The sequence below is a fragment of the Thiohalocapsa marina genome (genome assembly GCF_008632335.1).
GTDB classification, from domain to species: Bacteria; Pseudomonadota; Gammaproteobacteria; order Chromatiales; family Chromatiaceae; genus Thiohalocapsa; species Thiohalocapsa marina.
The window spans coordinates 12,202-26,253 of sequence record NZ_VWXX01000019.1 but is presented as its reverse complement, the minus strand read 5'-3'; the positions used below and the strand labels follow the sequence as shown (position 1 = coordinate 26,253).

The window sequence follows — 14,052 nt, the reverse complement described above, 5'->3', positions numbered from 1 at the left end:
ATAACAGCCCAGGCGTTCTGCTGACGCCACCGCACCTTCCCCGCCGGACATGAAGCTCAGCCAGCACGATCTGCAGCAACTCGACGAAGACCTCCTGCAGGGAATGCCGGAGGCGACGCTGCGCCGGTTGTCGGTCAATTTGCTGGCCGATCTGAAGGAAGCGCGCGAGCGCCTGCAGCAGCATCCGGGCAACAGCTCGCGCCCGCCGAGCAGCCGAGCGCCCTGGGAGCGGGGTTCGTCGGGTCGCAGGGTTCGGAATTCGCCCATGCCGCTCTGCTGATGCCGGAGCGGACCAACCCGGTGCTGACCCGCGAGTTGCTTTACACCGCGATCACCCGCGCCAGCGCGCAGTTCACCCTGCTGTATGGCAATGCCGAGGTGCTCGGCGAAACGCTCGGGCGTCAGGTGCAGCGCATCAGCGGCCTGCGCTGACTCGGGGGTTGAAAAGGCCGGGGCTGTCGCATGCCGCGCGGACTTCGTTTGGCGTTTTCCCGAACCAAGGCTGCTTGCATCAGCGCCTTCTGCCCCGTTCCGCGACATGCCCTGTCGCATCTGCGTGCCACACTGAAGGCGAGGGATAAGCCAACGGCGTGCAGTCATCACCCAGCGCGCATCTTCGGGGGGTTCCATGCCCAGCAGGTCCAGTTCCCCACTCCATCGCCTGATCGAGCGGCGGCGAGCCGAACTCGGTCTGTCGCCCACACAGCTGCTCGCACGCATGGGCTACCGCAATATCAGCAAAGGCCAACGGCGCCTGAAGGCGATTGCGCAGGGGGGGTCTGCGCGATGCGGAGTTTTTGTGGCTGTCTGAGCGTCGCGACGCCGAGCGGTTTCAGGCAGCGACACGCACCCGTCACTGCCACACGTGCAGGTTTTTTTCAGAGGAGGTCTTATGGGCACGATTGGCGACAAGAATCAACTGGCAATCGATCGGCTGAAGAAGGGCTTGCGTCAGACGGAGGGCAAGCCACGCTCGGAATGCGATGACGTCAACGTGACACTGCTGGCGATGGATCTGCGTCGGATGAGCGAGCAGGTGGAATGGGTTGGCGTCAAATTGACGGACGAGGAAAAGGCCCGCTACCGCGAGGCGTATGCGTATGTGGCCAAGCACGGTGTCGTACCCTTCGACTGCATACGCCCCGAGTGTTTGTGATGCCAGGGCGTCAGCGCCTGGTCCAGCACCAACCGCGTGGTGCTCGGTCAGGTCGCCACCGAGGTGAAGTCCAATGCAATCACCGCCATCCCGCGCTTGCTGGGGTTATTGCCTTGATGCGAACCGAGTACCCGGACACCACCTCGGGCACCACGTCAACCGACAGTTATCGCGGACATTTGACGAAAATCGGCGCGTCCATTGTGTCGATATCACCAGTCGCCTTGAGGCGGCCGTCCGGTAGAAGGTTCACTCGGACCTCGAACGTCGTCCGCAGCCCTTCGGAAAAGCCCCACCCCTTCAGCAGGTACCCATCACCGTCGGGAAGCACCTCGACATCCCGCCCCATCCAAACATAAGTGCCCACATGAAGCACGCCCTCTTCATTGAGGAGATAGAAATCGCTGTCATATTCGCAGCGATCCAGGGATGTGACCCACGCGCCCAGGTAGGCGGACGGCAGTTCGACCCCGGTCGATCTGAAGACGTCGGGCTCACCCAGCGACAAGACATGAAGCAGCATTTGTTCAGCATCTTCTGCCGAGCCCAGATCATATTCCGCCGCCGCTTGGTTACTGTTGAACGTCTCCAGCGCCCGTCGCGTCCCTGCGCCCCAGAGCCCATCGATGCTGGACTGGTACAGCCCCTCGGCCAGCAACTTCTCCTGCACTGTCTCACGCTCCTGTGGCGACAGGGAGCGGAAGGCCTGCTCCAGCGCCGAGCGCACAGCTGGCTTGTACTGTACCGGACTGACAGCGGGGGATGACGGCTGAGCCGCCGCGGGCGACGCACCCTGTGCGTCCTCGACGGCGCGCTGGAAATCCTGCAACATCTGATTCATGAACTGTTGTCCGCTAGCCAATCCCGGCAGACACAGTAACACAGCGACGACAGGCGCGACCCGCAGCGCTGGAGCGAGTGCGTCTCGTCGACGGATAGGAAAACTCATGGGGTTGCCTCCAAATTGCGGAATCGGTTCGTGTTGATCCACCCGAGACAGGTGGACTCGTACGGCCTGTTATCGAGTCTAGGTGTTCCATAGAGAACACGCAACCCGCATCCACCGACGGCGTCTTTGCGTCAGCGTGCGTGGTGGCACGTTGGGTGGAAATGGCACAGGGGAAACTTTCGTGAGAACGTGGAAAGACACGAAAAAGCCGCGTCCAGGTGCCCCGTACTGGAAAAACATCGAGCCAACACGGACCTGGGTGGCTGCGTGGCTGTGGCTGCTTCAGCACGGACAGCCTCAACACCGTTACCCTCCAGCCCGATGACCACGCAGAAACCCGCTATCCTGGCCACAGGAACACAGTAACCACGGCATTGATCACCGGCACTGGTATGGCGGTCGCCCGGTGCTGATCACCCGCAATGACCATGGCCTGAATCTGATGAACGGCGACATCGGCATCACGCTGGAACTGCCTGATCCAGGCGGTGTACGGCCGCGCCTGCGGGTCGCCCGCAGATCGCTCGCCTGTTCGATCAGGTGCCGCGTCGTCTGGTAGAAACGCTGGCAAAAGGTGTTATCCGCGCGTTGGTGTCATGAACGCGGTGGTCGCGAAAGATGACGCTGCCTGCTGTGCCGAGTTCATGAGCCACAGGAAGCCGGGCGGCCGGTGCGCGATCAGGGCATTGTCCATCTGCCCCGTTTGCCCCGTTCGCCCCGTTCGCCCCGTTCGCCCCGGATCAGCCCCGGATCAGCCCCGGATCAGCACTAGATCAGCCCCAGATCAGCCCCGGCGAAGCCGCTTCTCCACGCCGCCCCCCGGGCCGGGGCCCGACTTGATTATTGTCGTATCAAGCCTGACTTCAATGTGGCTTTTTTAACGATTTCAGTTGCTCGGCTTTGGAGATGTGATGATGAATGCTCAAGACCAGACCGCCATCGAGGGCCTGTTCGACCGCCTGCGGCAGGCTGAAGCCCAGACCGGACCGCGCGATGCACAGGCCGAGGCGTTGATCGGCACGCTGGTGCGGCAGCAACCGGCCGCCCCCTATCTCATGGCCCAAGCGGTCATCGTCCAGGAACATGCACTGCAGCAACTGCAGCAACGCGTCGAATCCTTGGAACAGGAATTGGCGTCTCGCCCCCAGGCAGCAGGCGGATTCCTCGGCGGATTGTTCGGGGCCGGCGCGACCCAGCAGGGCGCGCAGACTCAAGCGGCGGGCACCGGGCGTTCCGGCGGCTGGAGCTCGGCCCAGCAACCAACCGCGGCGCAGGCGGCACCGGCATTGCAGCGGGGCCAGGGCGGCAGTGGCTTCCTCTCTGGCGCCATGCAGACAGCCATGGGTGTCGCCGGCGGCGTACTGCTTGGCAATGCCATCGCCGGCCTCTTCTCCGACCCGGCCGAGGCCGCGCCAGGCGCGGATGCCGGTCTGGCCGAGGACCCGGGCCTCGACAGCGCCGATCTCGACGCGGGGATGGCTGCCACGCCCGAGGACGAAGGCGGCGGCTTCTTCGACATGTTCGGTGGAGACGAAGAGTTCTGACAGAACACCTCCGGGCGAAACCCGGCGCAGCCACGGGCCATGCGACTCAATGGCCCGTGCGCGCGTCCATCTCAGCGAGGCTTGAAAGGGTGACTTCGCCACCGCGGCACCGAACCCGTCCACTTGATGAGGGACAGGGGTGATCCGGCTGTCGATTCGCGCCAAACTCTTTCTCACGCTGCTGCTCGCCGCCGTGCTGGCGGTGGTCGGCACGCAGGCGTTCGTGCATTGGTCGTTTCTGCGCGGTCTCGAGGAACTGGCGGAGGCCCGCGCGCAGGAGCACATCGGGCGCATCGGTGATCGGCTGGCGGCGCTGTACGCCCGCGACGGTGACTGGAGCCAGCTCCAGCAGGATCGGCGGCTCTGGCTCGGGATATTGTTCGAGGACGCTCGCCTGCCGCCCCGACTGCGCCAGGCCTTCGCGGAGCCCGGCCCCTGGCCACCCGACCCGCGCATGCTGGGCACACCCGGGGCCGACGCACCAGGGGCCGATGCACCAGGGGGCAATCGCAGACCAGGGATAATGCATCCGCAGCGTCTGTTGCCGCTGCGGATCATGCTGCTCGACGTCGATGACGCTCCCATCTATGGGCGAGCCGAGCTGCTCGATCAGGCGCGCCGCTATCCACTGACGCTCGATGGCCAACGCATCGGCAGCCTCGCCGTGCTGCCCGGCCCAGGTATCAGCGATGCCGCCCAGCGGCGGTTTCGCGAGCGCCAGGGCGCGCAGATCTGGGTCATCGCGCTCGGCATGCTTGTGCTCGCCGCCCTGCTCGCCCTGCCCGCGGCCGCCCTGTTGACGCGCCCGGTGACGGCCTTGCAGCGCACGGCGCGGCGGCTGGCCACGGGCGACTACCAGGCACGGGCGCCGAGTGCGGCGCGCGATGAGCTCGGTCGGCTGGCGCAGGACCTCAATGCCCTCGCCGAGACCCTGCAGCGCAACCAGGCGGCCCGCCAGCGCTGGGTGGCCGACATCGCCCATGAGTTGCGCACGCCGCTGGGCCTGCTGCAGGCGAACATCGAGGCGCTGCAGGACGGACTGCGGCGGCCCGATGCGCAGACCCTGGCCGGCCTGCTCGAGGACGTGCTCCGCCTGGGTCGCCTGGTGGACGATCTGAACGAGCTGACCCGCACCGAGCCCGGCACGCCGGCCTATCATCCCGTGCCGGTGGACCTGGACGGCCTGCTTGCGGACCTCATCGACGGCCATCGGGCGCGTTTCGCGCGTGCCGGGCTCCGCCTGAGCTATGCCACCGAGGGTCCCGGCCCCTGGACGCTGTATGCCGACCCCGACCGGCTGGCGCAGCTGATCGGGAATCTGCTGAACAACAGCCTCGCCTACACCGATTCGGGTCAGCCGGTTGCGCTGCGGCTCACGCGCGCGCGCGATCAGCTCCTCATCCGGCTCGACGATGGGCCGCCCGGGCTGCCCGAGGATGCGCTGCCGCAGCTGTTCGAGCGACTGTATCGGGTGGAGGCCTCGCGTAACCGCCGCACCGGCGGTGCCGGACTGGGACTGGCCATCGCGCGCAATATCGTCGAGGCGCATGGCGGCGAGATCAGCGCCGAGCACGCGTCGCTGGGCGGGCTCGGCATTCGAATCAGACTGCCAGCATTGGAATCGGCCTCGGCCTCGACCGCAGCCGGGCCGAATCGGGATGTGCAACGAGGAACGGCCGATGACTGATCTGATCCTCATCGTCGAGGACGAGACGCGCCTGGCCGAACTGCTCGGCGAGTATCTGCGCGCGGCGGGCTATCGCACCGCGCATCTGGCCGATGGCGCCGGTGTCATCGACTGGGTCCGCGCGGAGCAACCAGACCTGCTGCTGCTCGACCTGATGCTGCCGGGGCGCGACGGGCTCAGCCTATGCCGGGAGCTGCGCGGGTTTTCGGCGCTGCCCATCATCATGACCACGGCCCGGGTGGAGGAGATCGACCGCCTGCTCGGCCTGGAGCTCGGTGCCGATGATTACATCTGCAAGCCCTACAGCCCGCGCGAGGTGGTGGCGCGGGTCAAGGCCGTGCTGCGGCGGCAGCGGCCCGAGCCGCCGACACCTCCGCAGACAGCAGCGCTACAGCTTCATCCGGAGCAGCTGCGCGTGCGTGCCGGCGAGCGCGAGATTACGCTCAGCGCCGTGGAGTTCGCCCTGCTGCAGACCCTCGCCTCGGCGCCGGGACGCATCTTCTCGCGCGCGCAACTCATGGCGCGCATCTATCCCGACAGCCGCATCGTGTCGGATCGCACCATCGACAGCCACATCAAGAAGCTGCGCCGTCGGCTGGCCGAGCTGCATCCGCAGGGCGAGCTGATCCAGTCCGTCTATGGCGTCGGCTACCGCTACGAGGACCACGCGGCCTGACGTCGGCGCCCTACGGCGACGAGCGCCGCTAAGGCAGCCGGGGCAGCCGGGGCAGCCGGGGCAGGGTCGCTGCAACATCCATGGTTTTTGCACAGTCGCTGCACGGGCGTTGCACGGTCACCGCGTAGGCTTTCTTACGTGGACCGGGCACACCGGTTCCGGAAAGACCAACACAGGCATTCAGGAGACCATGATGAAACGCTCAGCGATCGCACTTACCAGCACCGCCCTGCTCGCCACGGCACTCACGACCGGGCTGGCGCTGGCCGCTCCGCCGGACCGAGACCCCGAGCAGCGTCTGCAGGCCATGACCCAGCAGCTGAACCTCACCGAGGCGCAGCAGACCGAGCTGCGCGCGCTGTTCGAGCAACACGCGCAACGCCGCGCCGCCGAGCGACAGGCCCTGCGCGAACAGGTTGACGCGCTGCTGACCGATGCGCAGCGCCAGCAGCGGGATGCGCGGATGCAGCAGCGCGTCGAGCGCCGCATCAGCCGCATGACCCAGCGGCTCGACCTCACCCCGGATCAGGCGCAGCAGCTTCACGCCCTGTTCGCCGAGAAACAGGGCAATCCCACCCTGACCCGCAGCGAGCTGCGCGAGCGCATGGCTGCCGTGCTCTCAGAGGATCAGCTGGCCCGGCTCGAACGGGCCCGGCCGCGCAAGGCTGCTCACGGGCCGATGGGCCGCGGCGGATCCATGGGCTGTAACTGATACCATGGCAAGGGGAATGCCGAAGACATCGGCATTCTCCTGACCAGACACCCATGGACATAACCCTAAATAGAGCAGTTAGAGCTTGCCGAGTGAAGTCTAGCTTGCTGAAATCTTTGCACAAGGAGGTGTGTATGAAGGACATGTCCCTTCACCCAACGGGTGAGCCCCGGCGGCGGCCCGGATCCGACTGCAGCGCCCTGGTTCCGGCCGAGGGGCCGGTCGCATTGGACACTTTCTGTGGCCGATCGCATGTCGAATGGGACCCCGCGGGGGCGGTCACGCCGCTGGGTCAGCGGCCGTTCTTCACTGAGTACCCGAAGGTCAGCGGCCTGTTCGACCCGTGGGTGGAAGCGTGCCCGGTGCGCTGGACGAGCCCCAACGCGCCGAGCAAGCGCGAGGTGTCGGGCACGGCGGTGCTGTCGATCCTCTGCGGCCACTGGCGCTACGCGCACATCAGTGCCCTGCGCGGGGACAGTGCAACGCGCCGCTGCTGGGCATGGAGTCGGCCGCCGCCGCTGGCCGCGGCATCTTCGTGCGTCCATTGGGTGATCGGGCCGAGCCCGACAAGTACAGCGAGTCGATCACCTCCCGCCGGCTGCTGCTCAAGTCTCCGGCACGCGCCATCGAGCACGGGCGCCAGCGCCGCCTGGTCATCACCCATCAGCATGCCAAGGCCGACTGGGTCGAGCGTGCCTGGCGCAACCTCGCCGCCTTCCTCCATGGGTGCCAGCTTCAGCCCCCAGCCCCGCTGCCGGCGCCGACCTGAGTCCGGCGACGGCGACACAATCACGTTGGGTGCACGACCTCAGCCGGCGAGATTCGCCGGATGAGGGGCTCAACTGCTCCATTTAGGTTCAACAAACAGATCGTCGAGGTTATACCTACCCGGTAAGGCGAGCGAGGACCTGCCAGAGCCGGAGACGCCCGTTACGACGATCAGCGCGCCGAGCGGCAGGCACGGGTCGAGGTGCTTGAGGTTGTTGGACCCGGCTACACTGGCGGCTTTCGCAACCCTCGATTCGCGTTCACCATCCCGATCCCACCCCCGATGCCTCGCCTGATCATGCATGTCGATCTCGACGCCTTCTATGCGGCGGTCGAGCAGCGCGACCGACCCGAATGGCGCGGTCGGCCGGTGGTGGTCGGCGCCGCGCCGGGCGGGCGCGGGGTGGTGGCCACCTGCTCCTATGAGGCACGCCGCTATGGCGTGCACTCGGCCATGCCCATCGCCGTCGCCGCGCGCCGGCTGCCGCCCGAGACGGTCTATGTGCGCCCGGACATGGCGCGCTATGCGCGGGTGTCGCGGGAGATCATGACCGTGCTGCAGACGCTCTCGCCCGTGGTGGAGCCGGTCTCCATCGACGAGGCCTATCTCGACTGCACGGGCCTGCAGCGGCTGATCGGACCGCCCGAGGCGATCGGCCGTCGCGCCAAGGCGGTGATCCGGGAGGCCGTCGGTCTGACCGCCTCGGTAGGTCTGGGGCCGAACCGGCTCATCGCGAAGCTGGCCTCCGACAGCCATAAGCCCGATGGGCTGACGGTGGTACCCGCCGGGCAGGTGCAGGCCTTTCTCGATCCCATGCCGCTCGCGGTGCTGCGCGGGGTCGGGGTGAAGACGGCGCCAAGGCTGGAGCGCCTGGGGCTGCACAGCGTCGGCGATATACGCCGCCTGCCGCTGGAGACCCTGCGCCGGCAACTGGGGGCGCGTGCGGGTACGGCGGTGCATCAGCAGGCGCGGGGGATCGCCGACGATCGGGTCTATCCCGCACGCGAACGGCAGTCGATCTCCAAGGAGACGACCTTTGGTACGGATGTCACCGATCCCGAGGTGCTGCGCGAGACGCTGCGCTGGGCCGCGCAGGAGGTCGGCTATGTCGCCCGCCAGGAGGGACGCGCCGGCTCGGTGGTGACGCTGAAGGTGCGGCTGCATCCGTTCGAGACGCATACCCGCTCGGGCACGCTGCGCGCGGCCACCGCCGATGACCGGATGCTGTTTCGCACCGCCTGGGCGCTGTTGCAGGCCGAGCACTGGCTTGGGCGACGGGCGGTGCGGCTGATCGGCGTCGGGCTCTCGGGCTGGCACAGCGAGCCCGAGCAGGGGGACCTGTTTGCGGACAGCGGCGTGATCCCTGAAGGCTCAGACGCCGACCGGCTGCACGAGACGCTGGATGCGATTCGCGACAAGTTCGGTAAGGGCATGATCCAGCGCGGAATGGCTCGGCCGCCATCCTGACGGTGCGTGGTTCAGTCGTGCTTCCTGGGGTGATGTGATTGGTCGGCGGCGACCTAAACCCTGGGCCCTACTCTGACGTTACTAAGGCTATCGAAAGTAAACTTTCTTTGCACGAACGCGCAAACGTAGCGCTTCTTTTTCTTTCGTCGTTAGACGACGGTTATCTATGGTGCGCTTGCATTCCATAGAGGCAGTCTGTCAAATGGCTTTACGTTTGAAAAAATCTCAGTATTCTGCATTTCCCGCGCGGGTCAGGACGCCCAATAGATCAGTTCCGGGCTAGGTGAGGTAGTAGTAGAAGTAACACACCAAGAATCCGGCCAAATAGGCAATGGGGAAAAACCATTGAACGTAGAAATCAACCTGCAAGGCTCTTTCGACATGGTTTGCCTTGTGTAGCGAGTAGACGACAAGGCTCTCGATGATGGTGAGACACATGAAGATGAATGAGTAGAGAAGAACCGCATCCATAAAGGTGAAGTAGTCGATGCGGGGCATGGTTCCATCAATAAGGAATTGGTAGGCAACGATTGTCAGTATGCCGATAAAGGCTGTATTGAGGCGGTCGGCAAGGTTGTCAACATCAATCCAGAAGATGGCCCACATAAGCAATACCAGGACCAATAGAGGAATGATGACCTTCCATATCATGTTTGCAGACTTGCGCTGCATGGTGATCGTCATCTTGATCTCTGAGAACTCCTTTTTATCGCCATAATAACGATGGTCTAACTTGTCGGCGACAAGGTCCAGGTTAGTTAACGTCCATTGTGCAATGTTTACTTTCTGGCGAGTCTTTGCATACTCTTCAGTAGCCCCTAAAACGCGCTCGTCAACGACAAGCTGGACAGAGTCACTGAATTCACCAAAGGGTATGATGTAAGCCTCCAGCGATTGCACATCGAATGGAAAGTCCTCCAGATCCATGGGGGTTTCGAGCGTTACATTACGCTGTTCCTTGTATTGGACGGTTCCATCGGGGTGGATGGTGATGTGAATGGCATTGGTGTCCCCACGCCCGACCTCATTGACGATCAGGAATTGAGGCCACCAGCCGGAGAAGACTTCATTGAACTGGAATTCACCTTGAAACAGTTTTCGGTTCATCCCCTCGGCCTCGGCATCAAAGGCCAGCCTGGGGTCATGCCACTCTGCAATAAGAATGATCTCGACCTCAAAGGTCTCATCCAGTTCGTTAAGGTCGATAATGTCCGCAAGAAAGACGCCTAGCTTGACGATGGTTGGTGACGCAGGTGGATTCGGCATCCCAGCGTCGATCGCAAAGAGTGTTTGACAGGCGAACAGCAGGCAAGCACCAAGCATGAGCCGAAGAAGAAGCGAGGCGGATTTTGATTTATCTTGGTGCATTGTCATGATCTATGCGCGGATAAGAAAAGACGATAACCCGTTTTTATCGTGTTCAACATGTTCGGTGTGATCCTGGAAGCCACCGGCGCAGGCCGTTTCTTCATCGATCTTGCCTACGCACTAGCGGCGCGGCGGACCGGCCAAGGTCATGAGGACCTGCCGCGGGTGCGCGCGGTACTGATGGAAGGCGGCCTTTTCCTGCTGCTCGGCGCGAATTGGCTGCGCGCCCGTAAACGCAGGCGTCTGCATGCAACCGAAGCGGCTTGAGCGTTGCGGCAGCATGCAGCCCTTGTCGCATTTTGCCGCCGGATCAGGGCTTGCCGCCACCCAGGCCCGCAAGCCAGCGTGTGAAGGCCTCCGGTGGCGCGGGCCGTGAGAAGAGGTAGCCCTGGGCCTCGTTGCAGCCCAGTGCGCGCAACTGCTCGAGCACCAGCGGGTCTTCCACCCCCTCGGCGATGCTGCGCAGATTGAGATTCCGGGCCATCTGGATGATGGTCTGCACCAGGGCCCGGTCGCCGGGATCCTTCAGGATGTCGCGCACGAACGACCGATCGATCTTCAGCCGATGCACCGGGAACTGCCGCAGGTACGACAGGCTGGAAAAACCAGTGCCGAAATCATCGATGGACAACTGGATGCCGCGCGCCTCGAAGCGCTGCAACGCCGCCAGCACCCGTTGCAGATCCTCAAGGAGGATGCTCTCGGTAATCTCCAGGTCCAGACACTCCGGCGCGAGTCCGGATTCCTCCAGCGCGTCGAACACGACCGCATCGATCTTGCCCTGGCGAAACTGCACGGCGGAAAAATTGACGGCAATGATGTCCACGGGGAGCCCTGCAGCCTGCCAGGCCACTGCCTGGCGGCATGCCTGACGTAGCACCCAGGCGCCGATCGGCACGATCAGGCCGCTCTCCTCTGCCACGCCGATGAAGTCATCGGGCATCACCAGGCCCCGTTCGGGATGGTTCCAGCGCAGCAGTGCCTCGGCGCCGATCAGTCGGTCATCCTTGCGTCGGGCACCGAGGGCGATCTGCGGCTGATAGTGCAGCTCCAGTTCCCCGTGCGCCAGCGCCAGCTTCAGCGCGTCGCGCGTCTCGACATAGCGCACAACCTCCTGGTTCATCTGTTGGTCGAACAGGCGCCTGGTGTTGCGGCCGCTTTTCTTCGCCTGATAGAGCGCCGTGTCGGCATTGCGCAACAGGGTGGCGGTATCGTCGCCGTCGCCCGGATAGACGGCAACACCGATAGAGAACGAGATGCTCAGTTGCCGGCCGCCGAGATCGAAGGGCCGAGACAGGTTGGCCAGAATGGCCTCGCATTTGGTGGAGACGGCATGGTCGTCACCGGTGTCGAACAGGACGATCAGGAACTCATCCCCCGAGAGCCGTGACAGCGTATCCTCCGCCCGGACCATGTGCTGCAGGCGTTTCGCCACCGCCTTCAGCAGCCGGTCCCCCACCTCGTGCCCATAGCTGTCGTTGATCAGCTTGAACCGATCCAGGTCCATGGCCAGCAGTGCGATGCGGCCGCCATGGCGGCGCGAATGGGCCAGCGCGTGGTCGATGCGGTCCATGCACAGCATGCGATTGGCCAGGCCGGTGAGGGCGTCGTGGTAGGCCAGGAACTGGATCTGCTCCTGTGCCTGCTTGGCAGCGCTGATGTCGGAAAAGGTGCCGACGTAATGGATCGGGGCGCCCTGCTCGTCCCTGACCGTCGCGATGGTCAGCCACTCCGGATACAGCTCGCCAGACTTGCGGCGGTTCCAGATCTCGCCCTGCCACTGGCCGGAGCGCTTCAGTTGTCGCCAGAGGTCGCGGTAGAAGTCCCGTGAGTGCCGCCCGGACTGCAGCAGTCGCAGGTTCCGGCCCGCGATCTCCTCGGGCGCATAGCCGGTGATGCGGCTGAACGCAGGGTTGGTGCACAGCACCATACCCAACGTGTCCGTCACCACGATCGCCTCGCCGCTGTTGTCGAACACCTTTTCGGCCAGCAGCAGCTGGGTGTTCTTGCGCTGGATGATGGCGGCATGCCCGGTCATGCCCAGCAATAGCACCTGCAGCAGCGCCGCGAACAGCAGGCCCACCAGGCCAATGGCCCAGGCCAGCCAGGGCCGATGCTGCTGCCGATAGGCCTCGGTCACCGCCACGCGCAACTGCCAGTCGCGATCGCCCATGCGCAGATCGGTGCTCCAGTCGACCGGCGTGGAGGTCACCGGAGAGGGTCCCGGCACCGGCGCGTCAGAGCGATACAGCAGGCCACGCTCTGGCGGCGCCTGGAGATCGACCAGCTCGAAGCGCAGATTGTCCGGCACCCGTCCACGGGTCGCGATGTCGATCATCTGATCCACCTTGACCACGGCCACGGCAAAGCCGCGATGGGGCTTCGCCGCGGGCTGGCCGTCGTCTGAGGCCGCCGCCACGGGCAAAAGCTCCAGCAGGCCGACGCGTTGCTGCTGCTCCTGCACCAGCAGGATGGGGGCGGTCACGGCCATGGCATCGGTGGCCCGGGCGCGCTCGATGGCGACACGCCGCACCGGGTCGGAGTGGATGTCGTAGCCCACCGCCGGGCGGTTGCCCGCAAGCGGCACGATGTAGCGCACCGCCAAGTATTCCGGGCGGGTCTGGGCACGGATCAGCTGCCCGTTCGCATCGCGCTCGGTGATCTGGAAGGCACCGAGCGGCGACAGGGCGCTGATGCGGGCTTCATAGTCGAGCCGCTCTGCATCGGCCACCAGGTCGTTGAAGCTCAGGGCAAAGATGTCCGGATTGTCCTGCAGCGTGATCTGGGTGAACAGCCGGAACTGCTCATAATCGAAGTCCGGCGTGGCGCCGATGAAATGCTGCAGCGACGCCAGCACCTCGCGGTGGGTGATCAGGCGCGCGCTGATGCCCTTGGCGATCTGCTCGGCATCGGCACTGAGTTGATCCTGCTGCTGTTGGCCCTCCCAGCGCGCCGCGCCATGGAAGGCCGCAACCGCCAGGCCCAGGGCCAGCAGCACGGGCACCACCATCCTGCGCAGCCGCTCCCGCCACACCGGGTCGTGGCGATTGATCAGGCACAGGCTCAGCGGCGCGAAGATCAGTACGCCAAGGGTGTCGCCCAGGTACCAGTTCCACCACTGGAATGCGAGCCCGGCGGGATGCACCAGGTCCGCCGCCAGCAGGGCCGCCGTACCGACGCTGGCAGACAGGACACAGGCCAGCACACCGCCCAACAGCAGCAACAGCGCCGAGTCCTGCTCCTGCTCCAGGGCCTGCCAGCGCGCCCCCTGCCAGCGCCGCACGAGCCAGGCGCCGAACCAGGCCTGCAGCATGGCGCCGATGCCGATCACGACCGCCAGCACCGTCGTTGTCGGGCTCAGGATGCCGACATGCCAGCTGTGCCAGAGGTTGGCCCCGGCGGAGCCGAGCCAGATGCCGGGCAATGCTGTGCGCCCGAACTGCAGTGCGACGGCAAGCGCCAGCCCAGCGGCGGGGAACAGGGGGCTGGCGTAGCCGGGCGGGATCGCCAAGACCATGCCGGCCGCCGCGAGCAGGGCATAGGCCAGCGCGATGGCGAATTGCAGTTTCAGCAGTGGCATGAGTCTCCGGTGGATCCGGGGTGTCGGAGTGACCGAAAGTCCTTAATCAACCGAAAGCATCCTACACGCGGCAGCTCGTAGAAGCGCTGCCGCGGATGCTGGGCGTGCCCCCCGTGTGACGCAGACTATCAGCCCCGGGTGCCG

Annotated in this window: 13 protein-coding genes; 10 read left to right on the top strand and 3 right to left on the bottom strand. The window is 65.0% G+C overall.

The genetic code is table 11. The annotated features are described in order from the left end of the window. Positions 1-49: 49 nt before the first annotated feature. From F2Q65_RS12235 to F2Q65_RS12225, 3 genes are all read left to right on the top strand, one after another. A complete protein-coding gene (locus F2Q65_RS12235; protein ID WP_150093703.1) occupies positions 50-280 on the top strand; it encodes a hypothetical protein in 231 nt (76 codons plus the stop codon). After that, entirely contained in the window at positions 280-432 is a 153-nt protein-coding gene (locus tag F2Q65_RS12230) for a hypothetical protein (RefSeq protein ID WP_150093702.1), read from the top strand. The genes F2Q65_RS12235 and F2Q65_RS12230 overlap by 1 nt, the downstream gene beginning before the upstream one ends. A gap of 460 nt (positions 433-892) precedes the next feature. Next, positions 893-1,156 (top strand): NinB/YbcN family protein, encoded by a 264-nt coding sequence (locus tag F2Q65_RS12225; protein WP_150093701.1) that lies wholly within the window; start codon positions 893-895, stop codon positions 1,154-1,156. A 166-nt stretch (positions 1,157-1,322) separates the two neighbouring features. Here F2Q65_RS12225 and F2Q65_RS12215 read toward each other — a convergent pair whose 3' ends face one another. Beyond that, the gene (locus F2Q65_RS12215; protein WP_150093700.1) at positions 1,323-1,997 is read right to left on the bottom strand and encodes a peptidoglycan-binding protein; all 675 of its coding nucleotides are present in this window, start codon (positions 1,995-1,997) and stop codon (positions 1,323-1,325) included. Positions 1,998-3,019: 1,022 nt separating this feature from the next. On the opposite strand from F2Q65_RS12215, the gene F2Q65_RS12210 reads away from it, so the two are divergent. The 6 genes from F2Q65_RS12210 to dinB all read left to right on the top strand — a co-directional run bounded on the left by F2Q65_RS12210 (position 3,020) and on the right by dinB (position 8,960). Next, positions 3,020-3,649, top strand: coding sequence for a DUF2076 domain-containing protein (locus F2Q65_RS12210; RefSeq protein ID WP_150093699.1), 630 nt, complete (start codon positions 3,020-3,022; stop codon positions 3,647-3,649). Positions 3,650-3,788: 139 nt separating this feature from the next. Next, on the top strand, positions 3,789-5,336 hold the full coding sequence (locus F2Q65_RS12205) for an ATP-binding protein (RefSeq protein WP_246156186.1): 1,548 nt from the start codon (positions 3,789-3,791) through the stop codon (positions 5,334-5,336). Further along, positions 5,329-6,012 (top strand): response regulator, encoded by a 684-nt coding sequence (locus F2Q65_RS12200; protein WP_150093698.1) that lies wholly within the window; start codon positions 5,329-5,331, stop codon positions 6,010-6,012. Before F2Q65_RS12205 ends, F2Q65_RS12200 begins: the two co-directional genes overlap by 8 nt. 193 nt (positions 6,013-6,205) lie before the next feature. Next, on the top strand, positions 6,206-6,724 hold the full coding sequence (locus F2Q65_RS12190; RefSeq protein WP_150093696.1) for a Spy/CpxP family protein refolding chaperone: 519 nt from the start codon (positions 6,206-6,208) through the stop codon (positions 6,722-6,724). 499 nt (positions 6,725-7,223) lie between these two features. Then, positions 7,224-7,493, top strand: a complete 270-nt coding sequence (locus F2Q65_RS12185) for a hypothetical protein (protein ID WP_150093695.1) — start codon at positions 7,224-7,226, stop codon at positions 7,491-7,493. 282 nt (positions 7,494-7,775) lie between these two features. Further along, positions 7,776-8,960, top strand: coding sequence for a DNA polymerase IV (gene dinB / locus F2Q65_RS12180; protein WP_150093694.1), 1,185 nt, complete (start codon positions 7,776-7,778; stop codon positions 8,958-8,960). Positions 8,961-9,239: 279 nt separating this feature from the next. Here dinB and F2Q65_RS12175 read toward each other — a convergent pair whose 3' ends face one another. Continuing rightward, entirely contained in the window at positions 9,240-10,334 is a 1,095-nt protein-coding gene (locus F2Q65_RS12175; RefSeq protein ID WP_150093693.1) for a ligand-gated ion channel, read from the bottom strand. Between the two features lie 42 nt (positions 10,335-10,376). Here F2Q65_RS12175 and F2Q65_RS12170 point away from each other — a divergent pair, with 42 nt between their 5' ends. After that, complete coding sequence (locus tag F2Q65_RS12170; RefSeq protein WP_150093692.1) at positions 10,377-10,595, top strand: hypothetical protein; 219 nt, start codon at positions 10,377-10,379, stop codon at positions 10,593-10,595. A 43-nt stretch (positions 10,596-10,638) separates the two neighbouring features. On the opposite strand, the gene F2Q65_RS12165 is transcribed toward F2Q65_RS12170, so the two are convergent. Beyond that, a complete protein-coding gene (locus F2Q65_RS12165) occupies positions 10,639-13,908 on the bottom strand; it encodes an EAL domain-containing protein (RefSeq protein WP_150093691.1) in 3,270 nt (1,089 codons plus the stop codon). Positions 13,909-14,052 lie beyond the last annotated feature (144 nt).